Source organism: Pseudomonas sp. GW823-FHT06E10, from assembly GCF_058794995.1.
On sequence record NZ_JBXAHJ010000021.1, the window covers coordinates 84469 to 102618 of the forward strand.

At 62.8% G+C, this 18150-nt stretch carries 15 protein-coding genes; 6 read left to right on the forward strand and 9 right to left on the reverse strand.

The genetic code is table 11. From position 1 onward, the window contains the following. The first annotated feature begins 24 nt into the window (after window positions 1–24). The 4 genes from AC1Q6Y_RS26160 (at window position 25) to AC1Q6Y_RS26175 (ending at window position 3554) form a co-directional block, all read left to right on the forward strand. Window positions 25–864 carry an SDR family NAD(P)-dependent oxidoreductase gene (locus AC1Q6Y_RS26160; RefSeq protein WP_492625467.1) on the forward strand — a complete coding sequence of 280 codons (840 nt, stop codon included), beginning with the start codon at window positions 25–27 and terminating at the stop codon, window positions 862–864. After that, entirely contained in the window at window positions 851–1777 is a 927-nt protein-coding gene (gene lipP1 / locus AC1Q6Y_RS26165; RefSeq protein ID WP_492625468.1) for a LipP1 family hormone-sensitive lipase, read from the forward strand. The genes AC1Q6Y_RS26160 and lipP1 overlap by 14 nt, the downstream gene beginning before the upstream one ends. Further along, entirely contained in the window at window positions 1774–2889 is a 1116-nt protein-coding gene (locus tag AC1Q6Y_RS26170; RefSeq protein WP_492625469.1) for a 3,4-dihydroxy-2-butanone-4-phosphate synthase, read from the forward strand. Before lipP1 ends, AC1Q6Y_RS26170 begins: the two co-directional genes overlap by 4 nt. 206 nt (window positions 2890–3095) lie before the next feature. Then, window positions 3096–3554 carry an REP-associated tyrosine transposase gene (locus tag AC1Q6Y_RS26175; protein ID WP_492625470.1) on the forward strand — a complete coding sequence of 153 codons (459 nt, stop codon included), beginning with the start codon at window positions 3096–3098 and terminating at the stop codon, window positions 3552–3554. A gap of 393 nt (window positions 3555–3947) precedes the next feature. Here the strand turns inward: AC1Q6Y_RS26175 and surE are convergent, their stop codons facing one another. From surE to AC1Q6Y_RS26190, 3 genes are all read right to left on the reverse strand, one after another. Continuing rightward, a complete protein-coding gene (surE, locus tag AC1Q6Y_RS26180; protein WP_492625471.1) occupies window positions 3948–4925 on the reverse strand; it encodes a 5'/3'-nucleotidase SurE in 978 nt (325 codons plus the stop codon). 79 nt (window positions 4926–5004) lie between these two features. Continuing rightward, window positions 5005–6384 carry a DUF1329 domain-containing protein gene (locus AC1Q6Y_RS26185; protein WP_057714060.1) on the reverse strand — a complete coding sequence of 460 codons (1380 nt, stop codon included), beginning with the start codon at window positions 6382–6384 and terminating at the stop codon, window positions 5005–5007. A 23-nt stretch (window positions 6385–6407) separates the two neighbouring features. Continuing rightward, window positions 6408–7985, reverse strand: a complete 1578-nt coding sequence (locus tag AC1Q6Y_RS26190; RefSeq protein ID WP_057714061.1) for a DUF1302 domain-containing protein — start codon at window positions 7983–7985, stop codon at window positions 6408–6410. Window positions 7986–8251: 266 nt separating this feature from the next. Here AC1Q6Y_RS26190 and AC1Q6Y_RS26195 point away from each other — a divergent pair, with 266 nt between their 5' ends. Beyond that, entirely contained in the window at window positions 8252–9994 is a 1743-nt protein-coding gene (locus tag AC1Q6Y_RS26195) for an FAD-binding protein (protein WP_492625472.1), read from the forward strand. After that, complete coding sequence (locus AC1Q6Y_RS26200) at window positions 9991–10869, forward strand: SDR family NAD(P)-dependent oxidoreductase (RefSeq protein ID WP_492625473.1); 879 nt, start codon at window positions 9991–9993, stop codon at window positions 10867–10869. The genes AC1Q6Y_RS26195 and AC1Q6Y_RS26200 overlap by 4 nt, the downstream gene beginning before the upstream one ends. A gap of 374 nt (window positions 10870–11243) precedes the next feature. Here the strand turns inward: AC1Q6Y_RS26200 and AC1Q6Y_RS26205 are convergent, their stop codons facing one another. The 6 genes from AC1Q6Y_RS26205 to AC1Q6Y_RS26230 all read right to left on the reverse strand — a co-directional run bounded on the left by AC1Q6Y_RS26205 (window position 11244) and on the right by AC1Q6Y_RS26230 (window position 17914). Further along, window positions 11244–12824 (reverse strand): FadD3 family acyl-CoA ligase, encoded by a 1581-nt coding sequence (locus tag AC1Q6Y_RS26205; protein ID WP_492625474.1) that lies wholly within the window; start codon window positions 12822–12824, stop codon window positions 11244–11246. A 72-nt stretch (window positions 12825–12896) separates the two neighbouring features. Next, complete coding sequence (locus AC1Q6Y_RS26210) at window positions 12897–13643, reverse strand: SDR family NAD(P)-dependent oxidoreductase (protein WP_492625475.1); 747 nt, start codon at window positions 13641–13643, stop codon at window positions 12897–12899. Between the two features lie 227 nt (window positions 13644–13870). Next, the gene (locus AC1Q6Y_RS26215; protein ID WP_349735486.1) at window positions 13871–14953 is read right to left on the reverse strand and encodes a 2Fe-2S iron-sulfur cluster-binding protein; all 1083 of its coding nucleotides are present in this window, start codon (window positions 14951–14953) and stop codon (window positions 13871–13873) included. Window positions 14954–14966: 13 nt separating this feature from the next. Further along, window positions 14967–15722 (reverse strand): glucose 1-dehydrogenase, encoded by a 756-nt coding sequence (locus AC1Q6Y_RS26220; RefSeq protein WP_090456735.1) that lies wholly within the window; start codon window positions 15720–15722, stop codon window positions 14967–14969. Further along, the gene (locus tag AC1Q6Y_RS26225; RefSeq protein ID WP_492625476.1) at window positions 15710–17389 is read right to left on the reverse strand and encodes an FAD-binding protein; all 1680 of its coding nucleotides are present in this window, start codon (window positions 17387–17389) and stop codon (window positions 15710–15712) included. The genes AC1Q6Y_RS26220 and AC1Q6Y_RS26225 overlap by 13 nt, the downstream gene beginning before the upstream one ends. Window positions 17390–17398: 9 nt before the next feature. Next, on the reverse strand, window positions 17399–17914 hold the full coding sequence (locus AC1Q6Y_RS26230) for a flavin reductase family protein (RefSeq protein WP_057714069.1): 516 nt from the start codon (window positions 17912–17914) through the stop codon (window positions 17399–17401). Window positions 17915–18150 lie beyond the last annotated feature (236 nt).

Below are 18150 nucleotides of genomic sequence, written 5' to 3' on the forward strand. Positions count from 1 at the left end.
TTGGACCCATGGCAGGAGTTGGCGATGAGTAATGAACAAGGGCCGGTAGCGGTGATTACCGGGGCCGCCAGTGGTATTGGCCGTGGCCTGGCCGAACACGCGGCGACACTGGGCATGCGCCTGGTGCTGGCGGATCGGGATGCAGCGGGCCTGCAAGCCCTGTGCGACGAATTGAAGGCCAGCGGTGTGCAAGCGATTGCCTGCGTCACCGATGTCGGTGATGTGAAACAGGTCGAGCGCTTGCGTGACCGGGCTGTCGAGCACTTCGGCGGGGTCGACCTGCTATTCAACAATGCCGGGGTGATGCAAACCGGCTTCAGCTGGGAGATCACCGAGACGCAATGGCAGCGCATGCTGGACGTCAACCTCAACGGCGTTATCAACGGCATTCGCAGCTTTGTGCCATTGCTGCTCAGTCAGGGCCGGGCAGCCCATGTGATCAACACAGCGTCCCTTGCCGGGCTGGTCAGCAGTCCGCTGATGGCGCCGTACAACGTGACCAAGCAGGCGGTGGTCGCGCTCTCGGAAACCCTGCATTACGAACTCGCCATGATCGGTGCGCCGGTATCGGTTTCGGTGCTGTGCCCGGGGCCGGTGGCCAGTGAAATCATGGCGTCGAACCAGGTGGTGGACACCGCCGGATCCGACTTCAGCCAACTGCTCGACAGCACCATTCGCCAGGGCATGACCCCGGCGGAACTGGCCGCGCAAGTGTTCGCCGCCATCGCGCAAAAACGCTTCTGGATCCTGCCCCACAAGGGTTTCAAGCCGGCCCTTGAGCGCCGGGTACAAAGCATCCTGGGCGAGACCAATCCGCAGTTTCAAATGGCCGACGTAGAGGACGATGCCCATGCCGCTCGATAAGCAGATCGCTGGGGTGCTCCAGCAATTTCGCGACATCCCCGAGCCCGATTTCAGCCAGGTCGATGCCGCTCAGTACCGGCAGTTCTCCGACAACCTGCTGCCGGCCATCCCCGGCGATCCGATGAGCGAAGTGCGCGACTTGCGGGTGGCCGGCGCGGACGGTGAACTGGACGCACGGCTGTACCGGCCATCGGAAGAACCCGACCTGCCGTTGCTGGTGTTTTTCCATGGTGGCGGGTTTGTCATGGGCAATCTCGAGACCCACGACAATCTCTGCCGCTCGCTGGCCCGCCAGACCGAAGCGGTGGTGGTGTCGGTCGCCTACCGACTGGCGCCGGAAAACAAGTTCCCCGCTGCGCCTCTCGATTGTTATGCGGCCACCTGCTGGCTGGTCGAGCACGCGGCTGAACTGCGCGTCGATGGCAGCCGGCTGGCTGTGGCCGGAGACAGCGCAGGGGGCAATCTGGCGCTGGCGGTCAGTCAGTTGGCGGCACGACGCCAAGGACCGAAGATCAGCTATCAGTGCCTGTTTTACCCGGTCACCGATGCGGGTTGCGACTCTCAGTCCTTCGAAGACTTTGCCGAGAGCTATCTGCTTTCCGCCGCAATGATGCGCTGGTTCTGGCAGCAGTATCTGCAAGACGTCGGGCAGGCGGATGACCCACTGGCCTCGCCGTTGCGTGCCGAGAGCCTGGCGGGATTGCCGCCAACCACCCTGATGACTGCCGAATTCGATCCGTTGCGCGATGAGGGCGAGGCAATGGCCGAATGTCTGCGCGAGGCCGGCGTGCCTGTGCGCGTACAGCGTTGTGACGGCATGATCCATGGTTTTATCAGCATGGCGCCGTTTGTTGAAGGGGCGGCACATGCCTTGTCCGATGCGGCAGCCGACCTGCGCGGGGCGCTCAAATGAACGGCCTGGCTTTCAATACGGTACCGCAACTGATCGAGGCCATAGGCGCCGGTCGGATGGTGGTGATCACCGACGACGAACACAACGGCGAAGGCTCGTTGCTGATGGCCGCCGAACAGGCCGGGGCCGAAGCCGTCACTTTCATGGCGGTGCAGGCACGCGGGCTGATTTGCCTGGCCCTGACCGAGCAGCGCTGTCGCGCGCTGGGCCTGGACCTGATGGTGCCCAACTCCCGGGCGCAACATGGCGTGGGTTTTACCCGCTCGATCGAAGCCGCCACCGGGGTGTCCACGGGTATCTCGGCGGCGGACCGGGCGCGGTCGATCCAGGTGGCGGTCGACCCGGCCAGCGTTCCAACGGACCTGGTGCAACCGGGGCATATCTTCCCGGTGCAAGCCTTGCCCGGTGGCGTGATGCAGCGGGCCGGACATGTCGAGGCCGCTTGCGACCTGACACGTCTGGCGGGGCTGCAACCGGCGGCAACCCTGGTGGGCATACTCAACGAGGACGGCGAACTGGCCCGTGGTGCCGAATTGCATGAGTTCGCCCAACGTCATGGCTTGCGGATCGGCACCATTGCCGACCTGATTCACTATCGAATCCTGCATGAAGGCACGATCGAGCGCGGCGGCGAATATCCGTTGCATACCCGCCACGGTGAGTTCCAGGTGACCACCTATCAGGACACCTACCAGGGCTCGCTGCACCTGGCGCTGGTCAAGGGCCGGATCGACAGCACGCAACCGGTGTTGGTGCGGGTGCAAAGCATCGAGACGTTGCGTGACGTGCTGGCGTGTGAAAGCGAAGGCGGGCCGCAACAGTGGACGATGGAGCGTTCGCTGGCCAGTATCGCGGCGGCCGGTAGCGGTGTGCTGGTGCTGCTGGCGCAAAAGGAATCCGCCGAGGGCGTGCTTGAGCAACTGCGTCAGCGCAGCGGCGGCAAGCACCGGGCGCCACAGTTTCCGCAACGGACTTTGGGCATCGGCGCGCAGATCCTGCGCGACCAGAACGTGCGCAAAATGCGCCTGATGAGTTCGCCGGTGCCGTACACCGCCGTGTCCGGGTTTGATCTGGAAGTGACGGAGTTTGTGCCGTTTCAACCGGCAGTCTGAAGCCAACACAAAACCCAGTGGGAGCAAGCTTGCTCCCACAATGGTTTTTGGATACCCGCAGATGTTGCGTACACCGACTAACCCTGTGGGAGCGAGCTTGCTCGCGATAGCTATCGATTGGTCACATCCGGTCAAAGGTTGACCCAACGCCCAAGCATCCACCGGTCTAGCCTTGCTCCTGAATTCACCATGGAGAGGGCAAAGGAATGCCTGATTTACCTGCTTCATTTCGTCTGCGCATCGGCCGCTATGCCGAGCCCAAGAGGGTTTACCTGTTGACGAGCAACACGCTGGATCGAGAACCGGTTTTCAAGGATTTCGGTTTGGGCCGGCTGGTCGTCAAGCAATTTCAATATGCACAGGAACAATACTGGGCGAACTCTTTAGCGTGGGTCGTCATGCCAGATCATTTTCATTGGTTGATCGAACTGCAGCAGTGCTCACTCAGTCAGCTGATGCAAAAAACCAAATCATTGAGTACGCGGGCCGTGAACATGTCCGTCGGACGTAAAGGCAGTCTATGGCAGCAGGGCTATCACGATCGGGCGTTGAGGCGGGATGAGGACCTGGTCAAGCTTGCTCGATATGTTGTCGCGAACCCGTTGCGGGCTGGGTTGGTTGAGAAGCTTGGCGACTATCCGTTGTGGGATGCGATCTGGGTTTGATCCGTAACCGCGTAGCCGCCATCGCGAGCTTGCTCGCGATGGCGGTCTGTCAGGCGAGATTGATGTGGACTGGGCCGACCTCATCGCGAGCAAGCTCGCTCCCACAATGATTTTTGGATAGCCGCAGATGTTGCGCACACCCGGTACCCCTGTGGGAGCGAGCTTGCTCGCGATGGCGGACAGTCAGGCGAGATTGATGTGGACTGGGCCGGCCTCATCGCGAGCAAGCTCGCTCCCACAATGATTTTTGGATAGCCGCAGATGTTGCGCACACCCGCTAACCCTGTGGGAGCGAGCTTGCTCGCGATGGCGGTCTGTCGGGCGAGATTGATGTGGACTGGGCCGGCCTCATCGCGAGCAATGGCTTTGTGATTAACACCGTTCCGTGCTTGCTTAAGGCCTGACCCCGCGCAATATCTTCTTCGCCTGATCTTGCATCGCCTGCGGCGCGGTCATGTTGCCGTCGATCACGGTGATCACCGCGTGGCCTTGCCACAGTTGATAGGCATCGGCCTTTTGCTGGGTTTCGGTCGGTGTCGACGGGGCGGCCAGGTTGACGTGGATCACGCCGTCGGCGCCGCGCTGGGAGGTGAAGTTGACCCGATCCCAATTGCCGATCGGCGCAAAGCTCACGCCTTTGACTTCATCGGGTTTGAGGGGCGGGTAGTTGAGGTTCAGGCCGCTGACGCCCGGCAGGCCGAGCACGTTCAAATCACACTGATGTTTGTTCCTGGCACAGGCCTGCTTGGCGTCTGTACCGGCCAGGCCCGCCTGTTCGATGACCTTCACGGCAAAGCGCGCCGTGTCGTCCATGGCGTCGAGGGTCTTGCGGTAGCCGGCCTGCTGGTCGCGGATGATCAGGTCCATGTCGATACCCGTGGACACCGCCACCGCCGGAATTCCCTTGAACATCGCGCGAACGGCGGCGTTGAGGGTGCCGGACATCTGCGTCAGCGGGCCGACGTTTTCGCCGAAGTTGCTGCCTGACACCACCAGGTCCGGCGGCGAATCCTTGAGGATCACGTCGAGGCCGACGTTGACCGCATCCACCGGCGTGCCGATGGCGGAGGTCTTGCCGGTGGGCGGGGTGTAGTCCTGCGGCGGCCCGACGCAAAATTTGCCCGGCGCCAGTTCGGTCACCGCCAGGGCCTGGCCGGGTACGACCACGCTGGCGGCACTGATGCCGCTGCTGTCGTTCAACGGGCCGACCAGGGTGACCTTGTGCCCGGCGGCGGTCAGCGCCCGGTACATCGCATCGATGCCGGGCGCGCGGCAGCCATCGTCGTTGGTCAGGAGGATGTTCAGGGCGTTGGCTTGCATCGACAGGCCAACGCTGGCCATGGCGATGATGCCGGTGAGGAGTTTGTTCATGGCGAAGTCTTCCGTGGGCGCAGCGGATTTTACAAAGCACAACGCCCCGACCGAATGATTCGGTCGGGGCGCGGTGAGTTTAGCGGGTGCCGAGTTTGCGCAGGTTGCCAGGGGTGAATTCGTCTTCAGTGAAGGCGGTGGCGTTGAGCTTGGCCGGCTTTTGATCGATCAGCATGCGGTCAACCAGGTAAGAGCCGGCGATCAGGTCGTGGTAGATGCCCAGACGAGCGTGGTAGCGCTGCATCTCATAGGCGTAGATCGAGGTCTGCATGTTGGTGCGCCACAACTGGCCACGGCTGTCGTAGTTGTCGGCCATGGTCGCAGACCAGGTGTCCTCGTCCAGGTACAGCACGCGCTTGGCGTATACGTGGCGGGCACCTTCCTTGAGGTTGGCCTGCAACACCCAGACGCGGTGTTTCTCGTAGCGCATGTACTGCGGATCGACGTGGCCGGTGGTGTCCAGGATCTGGTCGGCCGTTACGCTCGGGTCGTCGATCTTGTAGTTGTGGTACGGAATGTAGATTTCCTTCTTACCGACGATGGTCCAGTTGTAGCGGTCTGGCGCACCGTTGAACAGGCGGTCTTCGTCGTACACCCGAAAGCCTCCCGCGCCGGTCGGCGAGTCATAACCCACGGTCGGCGCGCGACGTACCCGGCGTTGGCCGGGGCTGTACTGCCAGGCCTGGCGCGGGGAGGCGGTCGGATTGATGAACTCGTGACCGACCACGATCTCGCCTTTCTTGCGCACCGGTTCCAGGGTGGTGAGCAGGAAGTGGGTGGATACACCGTTCGCGGCCTCCAGGGTTTTGTCCGGGCTCGACCAGATCGAGAAGATCTTGTAGTTGACCTCTTCCAGCACCTTTTCCTTGTTGGAGTACACCACCGCCTGGCCGTAGTTGGCCTCTTCAGTGTTGGCGCGCCCCTGCAAGGTATGGTTGAACATCAACTCGCTGCCGTTCTTCGGGATCGGGAACGGCGAGGCACCCCAGGCGTTTTTGGTGTCGTTGTTGTCATTCTCGAGTTCGGCAGTGACGGCGTTTTTCTTGATCTGGTCTTCCAGGCGCTGATCAAGGCGGAAGTCGCGGTGGCTCGGGTAGACCGGGATCTTGAAAGTATCCGGGTATCGCTTGAACAGCGCCTTCTGGCCATCGGTCAGGTTGTCGGCGTACTTGTCCATGTTCTTCGAGTCGATAACGAACAGCGGTTTTTCCGCGGCGTACGGATCCGGGTACGGCGTGCCGGGGCCGGCGTATTTGAGTCCTGGCGGCAGGCCGCGCCATTTGCCGGACCAGGCCGGGATGCTGCCGTCGGCGTTGCCGGCTTTTTCGGCGCCCATCGGGGTCAGGTCCTGGCCCAGGCGGGCGGCTTCTTCGGGGCTGACCTTGGCGTAGGCCAGGCCACTGCCGAGCAGGCCGACGGTCAGCGCAGTGCTCAATAATGTTTGGGTGAATCTGGACATGCTGTGCTCCTCCGACAGGGGAATCAGAACCGGTACTTGAAGTTGAGCGCGACGTTGTCGCGGTCGGCCAACGGGCTGTTGTTGGCGCTGCCGAGGTAGGCGTTGTAGCGGGCCTCGACGGTGAAGTTGCCCAGGTAGCGCCACGAGCTGCCGATGCTGGCGCGGTTATCGTTCTGGCCGGCGTTGATCGAGCCGACCATCGAGCTGTCGCCGTGGGCGGCGGCGCTGAAGGTGACAGGCACCGACATGTCCCATCCGCTGAACACGTCGTTGTAGTCAAAGTTCGCCTGCACCGTGTAGCCCCAGGCATCGCGGTCATAGACCAGGCTGTCGGTGCCCGGCAGCGCGAAACCAGGGGCCAGGGTCACTGGCTGCGACTCGTCGTTGCTGACCACGGTGTTGTAGACCAGCTCGCCGGTCAGGCTGGTGTTGTCGGCGAAGGAGGTCGGGCCGAGCACGTAGATCATCGACGTTTGTGCTTGTATGGTCTTGCCGCGCACGGGGCTGGAGAAACCGTTGTCGACCATCACTGGCGTGCCGTCTCGGTAGCTGACTTCACCGGCCCAGCTGACATCGCCCAGCACCGTGGCGAAACTCGCACCGAACAGGTCGATGTTGTCGAAGTAGCGCACCTGGTAGCGGCCCAGGTTCGTCGCAAAGTCCAGCGACGGCGTCTTGTCGTGATAGCGCGAGTAGAAGAGGCCGAACTCGGTGTTGTTCAGTGACTCGGCGGCGTAGGTGAAGGCCACACCGTACTGGCCGCTGTCGCTCGGCTTGTCGTCCTTGAGGCGGGTGACGAAACCGGAGGCGTCGTTGAAGCCGCCCTCGTCGATGAAGTCGGTGGTGGAGAAGTAACTACCCACGCCGAACAGCTCGGTTTTCTCCCACTTGTATTGGTAGTAGGCCTGGATACCCAGGCTTTCGGTCAGGGCGAACTGGGTGAACAGTTGGCCGACCGGCAGCAGGATTTCCTTGACCTCGACGCCCGGGGTGGTCGCCTTGGTCGCGTCCACCGGGCTCTGGGCCGCGGAAATACCCGGATAGAACAGACTTTCACCCCAGCTCACCACCTGATTACCCAGGCGCGCGTTGAGGGCATGGCCGCTCACGTCCCAGGTGCCATAGGCGTAGTAGTCGAGCATGCGCAACTCATTGCGATGCTGGTCGATGGTGTCCTGGGAGAAACGGTCGGGTTTGCTGCAATGGCCGCCGGCGAAGCAGTTGGAAGTGCCGGTGGTGTTGTCGTTGTCCTGATCGTAGACGTTGTCGTAGAAGCCCGTCGCCCGGACGAACACGCCATAGTCGTCTTGCCACTTGATGTTGGCTTCGGTGAGAAAGCCGCTGCGGTTGTTGATCAGGCTGCCTTTGTCGAACGCGTTGTCGCCGTCGTTGCCATTGGCATTGGCGGTCAGCTTGTGATCGCGAGACTCGGTCCGCCAGGCGAGGCTGTAGGTCAGTGTGGTGTCCCAGTCGATGCTCAAGTCTTCGCTTGGCTGAAAGCTCATGGCGTTAACGTGAGCGCTAAGTCCACCAGCCAGCATCAATAGAACAAGCTGTGTGCGAGGGTGCTGTGTTGGTGGGGCGATTATTGTTTTTATCATGTCGTCCTCATGGCCCAGGTCAGACCTGCCCGACCTGCATTTCAGGGGAGTGATTGGTGCTGTGGGCGACTATGGAGTCACGACTTGCGCGCAACATCGTCCAAGCGGACTAAGCGATTTGTACGGGGCGGGCGCAGTCCTGGCCTTAGTCTTATCGGACGATGAACACCCGGCGCACGGGGCGAACAATCCCGAGACCGACTGCACCGGGCGAAGATCCGGCGGTGGCGGTTTCTGCCTGATGGGCGCTGAACAAGGGTGATCGCATGAACGCTGCCGGGATCAAATGGGACGAGTGTTGTGATGTGTTGGTGATTGGCTCGGGAGCCGGGGGCATGACCGCAGCGCTGCGCGCCCACGACCTGGGCCTGAATGCGTTGCTGATCGAAAAGAGCGGCGAGTACGGCGGCACCTCGGCGGTGTCCGGCGGCGGCATCTGGATCCCCAACAACCACCGGATCAACGCCATTGGCGGCAGTGATTCGGCGGCCGAAGCGATTGCCTACATCCGCGCCGTGACCCATGGCGAGATCGACGATGGGCGCATCGAAGCCTATGTCGAACACGGCCGGGAGATGGTCGAGTACCTGGAAAAACACACCCGCGTGCGCTTCGAGGCGCAACCGCGCTACGCCGATTACTACCCGGAAGTCGAGGGCGGAAAACCGGGCTATCGTTCGATGGATCCGCAACCGTTCGATGCCGCCGAACTCGGCGAAGAATTTTTGCGCATGCGCGCACCGTCCCCCGGCACCCTGATGATGGGGCGCATGGCGATGACCATGAAAGAGGCGCAAGTGCTGCTGTGCCGTGGCCCCGGCTGGTTGCGCCTGACTCTGCGGGTGATGTGGCGCTACTGGCGTGATCGCGAGGGGCGGCGTTTATCCCGTCGCGACCGTTTCCTGACCCTGGGCAATGCCTTGATCGGTGCCTTGCGCTGTTCGTTGCAGGATCGCGGCAAGTCGCTGTGGCTCAACTGTGCACTCGAAGAGCTGCTGCTGGTCGGCGACCGGGTCGGCGGGGCACGGGTCAATCGCAACGGTCAGTTGCTCAACGTCAAGGCGCGCTACGGGGTGATCATCGCCGCCGGTGGTTTCGAGCGTAACCAGGCAATGCGCGAGCAGTACCTGCCGCAGCCATCCCGGGCCAACTGGAGTGCCACGCCACCCAACAATACCGGCGACGGTATTCGCGCTGGCCAGGCCATCGGTGCTCGGACCGCGTTGATGGAGCACAGCTGGTGGGCGCCGACCACTTACGTCAAGGGCGAAGAAAAACAGCGGGCGCTGTTCGTTGAACGCACCTTGCCGGGGTGCGTGATGGTCAACGCGGCGGGGGAGCGTTTCGTCAACGAAGCCGCGCCCTATACCGATATCGTTTACGCGATGTACGCCAACAACCGCGAAGGCGCCGCGAGCGTGCCGTGCTGGATGGTGTTCGACGCCGAGTTCCGCCGCAAATACCCGTGCGGCGCCTTGTTGCCGGGCTATGCCCAGCGCGATTGGCAATTGCCCGAGCATTTGCGTGATTACTTCCACAAGGCGTCGAGCCTGGAAGAACTGGCGACGAAAATCGGCGTCGACGCTGGCGGGCTGTTGCGCACCGTGCAGCGTTTCAACGGCATGGCCGTGCAGGGCGTCGACGAGGATTTCCACAAGGGCGAATCACTGTTCGATCGCTACTACGGCGACCCGAACGTGCAACCCAATCCGTGCCTGGCGCCGTTGCTCAAAGGGCCGTTCTACGCCGTGCGCATCGACGCCGGCGACATCGGCACCAAGGGTGGTCTGCTGACCGACGTGCACGCCCGGGTGTTGCATGAAGACGGCGAACCGATCAACGGTCTGTACGCCATCGGCAACAGCGCCGCCTCGATGATGGGCCGCACCTATCCGGGTGCCGGTTCGACTATCGGCCCGGCCATGACCTTCGGTTACCTGGCCGCCAATCACATCAAGCGCCAGAGCGAAACCGCTTCGGCGAAAACCTTGTTCGGGAGTGTCGAATGAACAACCAGCGTCCACAGATCGCCGTAGTGACCGGCGCCAGCCGCGGAGTCGGGCAGGGCATTGCCCTGGCCCTTGGAGCGGCGGGCATGACGGTGTATGTCACCGGTCGCGCCCCGGCGCAGGGCGGGTCGAATTTGTACGGGCATGCCTTGCGCGGCTCGCTGGAGGACACCGCCGCCGCGATCACCGACGCCGGTGGGCGCGGTATCGCGGTGGTCTGTGATCACGCCGATGACGCGCAGGTTCAGGCGCTGTTTACCCGTGTGGAAAATGAGTGCGGGCATCTGGATCTGCTGGTGAACAACGCCGCGTTCATCCATGACCAGTTGATCGAACCAGGGCCGTTCTGGGCTAAATCGCTGGACCTGGTGCGCATTCTCGACGTCGGCCTGCGCTCGGCCTACATCGCCAGCTTCTACGCGGCGCCGCTGTTGCTCAAAAGTGCACAAGGGTTGATTTGTTTCACTTCGTCGTTCGGTGCCGGGTGCTACATGCATGGCCCGGCGTACGGCGCGCAAAAGGCCGGCGTCGACAAGCTGGCGGCGGACATGGCGATCGATTTCGAAGGGCAGGGCGTGGCGGCGTTGTCGCTGTGGCTCGGCCCGCAACTGACCGAACGCACGAAGATTGCCGGCGAACAGCATGGCGAGCAGTACCAGGCGTTTCTGGCCCACGCCGAAACCCCGCAATTCAACGGGCGGGTGATTCATGCCTTGCTCAATGATCCGCAGTTGATGGCGTTGTCCGGGCAGACCCTGATCACCGCCGAAATTGCCCCTGGCTACGGCATCAGCGAAGCCGAAGGCCGCCAGCCGCCGTCCCACCGCGCCATGCTCGGCGACCCGCGTAAGCAGCATCCGGCGCGGGTGGTTTAGATCGCTAAAACACAAAGCCCTGTAGGAGCGAGCTTGCTCGCGATGACGGAGTGTCAGCCAACATCCATGTCGATTGACCTGACGCTATCGCGAGCAAGCTCGCTCCCACAGTTGAGCTGTGTCGGACGCGAAATTTGTGTACACCCTCGAACATTGTAGGAGCGAGCCTGCTCGCGATGGTCTATCAGTTGCATTGACGTCGACTGACACACCATCGCGAGCAAGCTCGCTCCCACAGTTGAACTGTGTCGGGTGGGAAATTTGTGTACACCCCCGAACATTGTAGGAGCGAGCCTGCTCGCGATGGTCTATCAGTTGCATTGATGTCGACTGACACACCCTCGCGAGCAGGCTCGCTCCTACAGGGATTGTGTTTAGTCGACTGGCTGCAATGCCCACTCGCGCAGCACATTCTTGGTCACTTTCCCCGCCGCATTGATCGGCATCTTCTGCAGGACCTGCACCCGACGCGGAACCTTGTAGTTGGCCATCTGCTCACGGCACCAGGCGAGGAATCGGGTCTGCTCGATTTCCATACCTGGAGCAGGCAGCAGAAACGCCATCGCCACTTCGCCCAAGCGTTCGTCGGGAATCCCGATCACCGCTGCCTGGGCCACGCCCGGATAGGTCAGCAAACACTGTTCGATCTCCGCCGGGTACACATTGAAGCCACCGGTGATGAACATGTCCTTGAGGCGGTCGGTGATGCGCAGGTAACCCTGTTCGTCGAGCATGCCGATGTCGCCGGTGTGCAGCCAGCCGTCGGCGTCGAGAATTTCCTGGCTGGCTTCGGGGTTGTTGAGATAGCCCTGCATCAGGTTGTAGCCGCGAATCTGCACTTCACCGGGAATGTTGGCCGGCTGGCTGCGACCGCTGCTACCGACACAGCGCACTTGCACCCCCGGCATCGCCCGGCCACTGGTGTTGGCGACCAGTTCCGCCGAGTCACCGGAACGGCAGATCGTGGCGAACCCACAGACTTCCGTCAGGCCATACGCGGTGACGATGGTGGCAAAGCCCAGTTCGTCGCGCATGCGGTGAATCATCTCCACCGGAATCGCTGCCGCCCCGGTCACCGCAACGCGCAAGGAGCTCAGGTCGAATTCGTTGCGTTGCGGATGGGCAAGCAACGACTGATACAACGTCGGTGGCCCGGGCAACACGGTGATGCGTTCGCGCTGCACGCATTCGAGCACGGCCTGCACGTCGAACACCTGTTGCGGCAGGAGGGTGCAGCCACGCATCAGCGCTGCCAGCCAACCGGCCTTGTAGCCGAAGGAGTGGAAGAACGGATTGACGATCAGGTAGCGATCGCTTTCGCGCAAACCGACGATATCGCTCCAGTCCCGCACGATTCGCAGGTTCTGGCCGTGGCTGGTCATCACGCCTTTGGGTTTACCAGTGGTGCCCGAGGTGAACAACACGTCGGACAAGGCCTGCGGGCCAACGCTCTGTTCGCGGGTGCGCAAGGCCAGTTGCGGCACATCGGCCGCCAGATCCATAAACCGCTCCCAGGCCAGGGTGCCCGAATTGGCACCACGCACGCTGACGATGTGGCGCAGGGCTGGCAGGTCTTCCGACGTCAGCATGCCGGGGTAGTCCGCGCCGAGGAATTCGCCGATGGCAAACAGTACACAGGCGCCGCTTTCGCGCAGGATGTAGCCGGCCTCGCTGCCCTTCATCCGGGTATTGAGCGGCACCAGGGCGGCACCGACACTTTGCAGGGCGCCAGCCGCAACGATCCACTCCCACACGTTCGGCGCCCAGATTGCCACACGGTCCCCGACCTGTACGTCGAGGGCCAGCAGTGCGCGGGCAGCCTGGCGGCGCAGTTGGTCCAGTTGTCGGTAGGTGATGGTGTGGCCCGCGTCCTCGATGGCCGGGCGGTCGCCGTAGGCCTGGGCCGCGTTGGCGAACAGTTGAGCGATGGTCAGTGCGGTGGCGACAGGCGGCATGGGGCCTCCCCGGTTAGAAGACAAGTACGAAAAAGGGAGTAGGCCGGGCAGGGCGCCCGGCCGGATTGCGAATTACTGGGCGGGCGGGGCGAAACGGCGACCGGCGGAGAAACCACCGTCCACGGCGATCATCTGGCCGCTGACAAAGGAGGCTTCGTCGGACGCCAGGAACAGCGCGACGTTGGCCACTTCTTCCGGTTGCCCGGAGCGGCTGAGCATGTGCTGCGAGGCGAAGAAGGCGTGGAACGCGTCATTGTCACGGACCATGCTGGTCATTGGCGTTTCGATCAGGCCGGGGCACAGACCGTTGACGCGAATGTTGGCGTAGCCGTAGTCGATGGCCATCGAGCGGGTCAGCTGGTTGATGCCGCCCTTGGACACGTTATAGGCCACGTTGCCGTCGCAGCCTTGCAGGCCGAAGATCGAACCGACGTTGATGATCGAGCCATTGCGTTGTTCAACCATCGACGCCAGTGCGTATTTGCTGGTGAGCATGCTGCCGGTCAGGTTGATGTCCATCACCCGTTGCCAGTTGGCGGTGGTGGTCTGGGTCACGCTGCCCTGGTCGGCGACGCCGGCGGCGTTGACCAGTACGTCGATGCGCCCGAAGCGGCTGATGACTTCTTGCATGACCTGCTGCACCTGCGCTTCGTCGCGCACGTCCAGGGCCATGAACAGGCCGGGAAAGTCTGCCGGTGCGCTGCCGATGTCCAGCCCGACCACTTGCGCACCTTCGGCCGCGAAACGGCGCACGCAGAACAGACCGATACCCGAAGCGCCGCCGGTGACCACCGCGACCTTATTCTGCAACCGAGCCATAACTGCACCTCTTTATTGTTGTGGGCTAATGCTGTGGTCGAGTCTAACCGCAGACCCGGCCTGGGTGATCGTCCATTGGGACTAAGGCGACAGAGCGCCTTTGATCATGCCTTCCTGTAGGAGCGAGCATGCTCGCGAAAAATGCCCTGACAGCGCGGGTATTCAGATACCCCGCGTTATCGTTGACGACCATCGCGAGCATGCTCGCTCCTACAGGGGGGAGGGTCTCAGTCGGGGAATTTAAGGCGTACCCGGGCACCGGTCGGTCGGCTCTGGCAGGCCAGTGTCCAGCCGTCGGCGAGTTCCTTCGGGGTCAAGACGTCGTTGCGCGCCAACTGGACTTCACCTTCCCTGACCACGCACATGCAGGCCCCGCAAAAACCTTCTTCACAGGACGACGGCACGTCCAGACCGGCGGCCTTGCAACTTTGCAGCAGGGTGTCGCCGGGTTTGCAGGCAATTTCGTGTTGCTGACCATCGAGCTCGACGATCAGCGCTTCGCATTGCGAATCCATGGCCGCCGCTCGTGCCACGGCCTCTTCGGCCAGCAGTTCATCGGGGTCCGGCGGCGAGACGAAGCGTTCGACATGGATCCGCTCGGCCGCTTCGCCCACTGCCAGCAGCGTGCGCTCCACGGTGTCCATGAACGGTCCAGGCCCACAGATGAAGTAGTCGCCGCCGGCCGATCCGTGCAGCAGATGACGGACCTGATGGTCCGTCAAAAAACCCTGCACCGAATCGAGGACGTGCACCACGTGCAGTTGATCAGGATGCGCCTTGATCAGCTGGCACAGCTCGTCCTTGAAAATCACCGACGCCTCATCGCGGTTGGCGTAGATCAACTTGATCGGTCGCCGACTGCTGTGCAGCACCGATTTGAGAATGGAGAACACCGGGGTGATGCCCGAGCCGCCGCCGAACAAGACCAGGGGCTTTTCGGTGTCCGCCTGCGGGTCCAGGCAGAAATGCCCGGCCGGTGGCAGCACTTCCAGCCAGTCGCCGACCTGCACTTCGTTCATCCAGTTCGACACCCGGCCACCGTCGACCCGTTTCACCGTGACCTTGGGCAGCGCGTCCGCGAGGGGCGAGCTGGCCATGGAGTAGCAGCGGGTCAACAGTTTGCCGGCGAAGGGCACGCGAAAACTCAGGAACTGGCCCGGTTTGTAGCGAAAGCGCTCACGCAGGGCTGGCGGTACGTCCAGCACCAGCGAGCGCGCATCCAGGGTTTCGTCGATCACCGCGCACACTTGCAATGAGACGCTTGCCGTCGTGTGCTCGGCCGGGGTCAGGTTCTGTTGTTGCGTGCCCATGTTCACCTCGACCTCAGAGACTGCTGATCAGTTGGGCGTTGTCGACGCGGATCTCGGCACCGTTGACGAATCGCGACTCGTCGGTGGCCAGGAACAGCACCACGTTGGCAATGTCCCGTGGCGCGGCCATGCGGTTCATCGGGTCCTGGTCCAGCGCTTCCTGCGGGATCGGCTGGCCACCGGCCAGGGCCTGGGTCATCGGCGTGTTCACGCCATCGGGGTGCACGCTGTTGCAGCGGATGCGGTAACCCTGCTGCTTGCAGTGCAGGGCAATCGAACGGGTCATCGCCGCCACCGCGCCTTTGGACGCCGAATAAGCGCAGAACATCGGCATCGCGCCCAACGCGGCCACCGACGACATGTTGATGATCGACCCGCCACCGGTTTCCTTCATCGCCTGGATCGCGTACTTGCAGCCGAGGAAGTAGCCTTCGCCGTTGATCTTCTGCACCTTCTGCCACAGCTCCAGCGTGGTGTCTTCAATGCTGCCCAGGGCCAGGATCGCGGCGTTGTTGACCAGTACGTCGAGACGGCCGAAGTGTTCGACGGTGGTCTTGATCACCTGTTGCCAATCGCTTTCGCTGGCGATGTCGTGGCGGATGAACAGCGCATTGGCGCCGATTTCTGCAGCCACCTGGCGACCGGCCTCTTCGTTGAGGTCGGTCAGTACTACTTTGGCGCCTTCGCGGGCCAGCAGCAGGGCGTCTTCGCGACCGATGCCGCTGGCGGCGCCGGTTATGATGCAGACTTTGCCTTCTACACGTTGCATTGTTGTTCTCCTGATCGTGCGGTTTGAAGTGCGAATTGGTCGGCCACGTGGGCGGCAGCCCGGCGACCGGAATAAATGCAATCGGCCAGGGACAGGCCGGAGACATACAGGTTGGAAGCGACCCCGACCGCATTGCGGCCGGCGCTGTACAGGCCCTGGATCGGTTGACCGGCGTGGTCCAGCACCCGACCGCTGCCCTCGCAGACCTTCAACCCGCCAAGGGTGATGACCGGGCAGGGGAACAGGCGGCTGGTGAAGGACAGGTCGAGGGCGTACCACGGACCTTGTTCGAGATTGGCGAGCATCGCCGAGGACTTGCCGAACTCGTCGGCGACCTCACCGCGTGCCGCCCGGGAATAGCGTTCGACACTCTGGCGCAGCAGTTCCGGCGGCAGATTGCAGCGTTTGGCCAACCCGGCCAGGCTGCTACTGCGTTTGGCGTTGAACAGCAGATTGAGCAGCACCGGCAGGCGCTGGAAATTCCACACCTTGCCCGGGCCCACCTGACGCAGCGCTTCGCGCATCAGCTCACGGTTGAGCACCAGGATCGCGCGACCGCCTTGTTCTTCGACCATGGCGTGGCCGAGGGTCGCGCCGTAGATTTCTTCGTTGGCGTAACGCTGTCCGCGGGCATTGACGATCAGCCCGCGGGCCCAGGCCAGTGGCGGATTGATGAAGCGCCAGGCGCTGATCTTGTCCATCCGCGCCACGCTGCCACCGGCGCTCTGGCCCAGGGCGATGCCGCTGCCATTGCAGCCGGTGGCGCCCAGGGGCAACCCGGCCAGGTACTGCGGCGCGTGTTGGCGCACCAGGTCGCGATTGAAGATAAAACCGCCGCTGCTCAATAGCACCGCCTGTTCGGCGCGAATCAATTGCCGAATGGCGCTGGTCTGCTCGATGCGACGCTGACGGGCGCGCAAGCGGTCAGCCAATGCGGGAGCGTACATATGAATGGCGGCGGCCCAGCGCGACAGCCGCGCATGTTGTCGGGCTGCGCGACTGCCGGAAGGCAACTGCCAGGCTTCGACGCCAATGACCTTGTCGTCGAGGTCGAGCACCAGTCGCCGCACTTCGCACTGGCTGCGCAGGCGCGCACCGTGACGCAAGGCGCTGGCCTTGAGGGGGGCGAACAGGCTGGCGCCGGACATGCCCGGACCTTTGGTGCGGTGGCCGCGGGGTGCCGGTTTGGCGCTGGCGGCATAGGCCGGCACGGCTTCGTTGCCAGAGTAATAGAGGTAGTACTGGTCACTCGGGTACGAGGTTTTATGCGGCGGCACGCTGGCCTCGAACGCCGCGCCCTGTCGCTCCAGCCAGGCCAGTTGTTCGCGGCTGCCGTCGCAGAAATTGCGCAATGTCGCGTGGCTGACGGCTTCGCCGACTTCCTGACGCAGGTAATTGAACATGGCTTCGCTGGTGTCTTCATAGCCGGCCTGACGCTGATACGGCGTGCCACCACCGGCGTACACCACGCCACCACTGAGCGCCGTGGCGCCGCCGCCTTCGAAGCGATCCAGTGCGAGCACTGACAGGCCGCGAGTGCTGGCTTCGATGGCGGCACAGGCGCCGGCACCCCCAAACCCGACGATCAGCAGGTCGCAACGGTCATCCCATGGCAACTGGTCGGCGCTGTTCACTCGCAACGCCGTCAACCCGTTCAGGCTGTCCATGTTCGGGCCTCAGCCAGCAGCAGCGAGAGAGGGTGCGGGTTTGGCGGTGGTGGTGTAGCTGCCGTCGAGGTAGACCAGCGGGGTGATTTCGGCGGTGGTGTGGATCTGCAGGATGCGCCCGATGAAAACGGTGTGGGTGCCGTAGCTGAAGTGGCCGTCCTGGCGGCAGAGGATCGCCGACTGTGCGTCACCCAGGTAAGGAATGCCGCCGGGGCTGGTCAGCCAGTTGCCGCGGTCGAAACGTGCTTCGCCCTTGATCGCGCCGCTGCACAGGTTGGCCAGGTCTTGTTGTTCGACGCCGAGGATGTTGACGCAGAAGTCGGCGCCGGTCGCCAGTGCGGCGTGGGGCGAGGCGGTCTTGTTGACGCAGATCAGCAGCGATGGTGGCTCGGTGCTCAGCGAGTCGACGGCCGTGGCGGCCATGGCGAAGCGTTCGGTGCCGTTGCTGGTGCTGATAATGGTGACTGACTTGGCCAGGCGGCGCATGGCCTGGAGCATGTCGGCTTTGAGATTGACGTCGTTCATCGCACTGGGCCTTTTTTGTTGGGTGGGGAGTGCGATGGATTCTTGCTCTGGCTCTTGTCTGGAGCATCGTCCGAGGGGACTAGGCCTTGGCGGCCTCTGGGCCGACCAGGCTCTTGATTGATTGAGTACATATCCGTTTCTGCGGTAACGGCGGCTGGCGGTTTCGCCCTTACGGCGAGTCCCTTTTGTCAAACGACACAAAAGGAACCAAAAAGTCTCGCCCCTTACGTACGGCC

Bases quoted from the DNA above. Each gene is read 5' to 3' on its own strand.
- AC1Q6Y_RS26160 (WP_492625467.1), top strand. From the start codon at position 25: ATGAGTAATGAACAAGGGCCGGTAGCGGTGATTACCGGGGCCGCCAGT.
- lipP1 (WP_492625468.1), top strand. From the start codon at position 851: ATGCCGCTCGATAAGCAGATCGCTGGGGTGCTCCAGCAATTTCGCGAC.
- AC1Q6Y_RS26170 (WP_492625469.1), top strand. From the start codon at position 1,774: ATGAACGGCCTGGCTTTCAATACGGTACCGCAACTGATCGAGGCCATA.
- AC1Q6Y_RS26175 (WP_492625470.1), top strand. From the start codon at position 3,096: ATGCCTGATTTACCTGCTTCATTTCGTCTGCGCATCGGCCGCTATGCC.
- surE (WP_492625471.1), bottom strand. From the start codon at position 4,925: ATGAACAAACTCCTCACCGGCATCATCGCCATGGCCAGCGTTGGCCTG.
- AC1Q6Y_RS26185 (WP_057714060.1), bottom strand. From the start codon at position 6,384: ATGTCCAGATTCACCCAAACATTATTGAGCACTGCGCTGACCGTCGGC.
- AC1Q6Y_RS26190 (WP_057714061.1), bottom strand. From the start codon at position 7,985: ATGATAAAAACAATAATCGCCCCACCAACACAGCACCCTCGCACACAG.
- AC1Q6Y_RS26195 (WP_492625472.1), top strand. From the start codon at position 8,252: ATGAACGCTGCCGGGATCAAATGGGACGAGTGTTGTGATGTGTTGGTG.
- AC1Q6Y_RS26200 (WP_492625473.1), top strand. From the start codon at position 9,991: ATGAACAACCAGCGTCCACAGATCGCCGTAGTGACCGGCGCCAGCCGC.
- AC1Q6Y_RS26205 (WP_492625474.1), bottom strand. From the start codon at position 12,824: ATGCCGCCTGTCGCCACCGCACTGACCATCGCTCAACTGTTCGCCAAC.
- AC1Q6Y_RS26210 (WP_492625475.1), bottom strand. From the start codon at position 13,643: ATGGCTCGGTTGCAGAATAAGGTCGCGGTGGTCACCGGCGGCGCTTCG.
- AC1Q6Y_RS26215 (WP_349735486.1), bottom strand. From the start codon at position 14,953: ATGGGCACGCAACAACAGAACCTGACCCCGGCCGAGCACACGACGGCA.
- AC1Q6Y_RS26220 (WP_090456735.1), bottom strand. From the start codon at position 15,722: ATGCAACGTGTAGAAGGCAAAGTCTGCATCATAACCGGCGCCGCCAGC.
- AC1Q6Y_RS26225 (WP_492625476.1), bottom strand. From the start codon at position 17,389: ATGGACAGCCTGAACGGGTTGACGGCGTTGCGAGTGAACAGCGCCGAC.
- AC1Q6Y_RS26230 (WP_057714069.1), bottom strand. From the start codon at position 17,914: ATGAACGACGTCAATCTCAAAGCCGACATGCTCCAGGCCATGCGCCGC.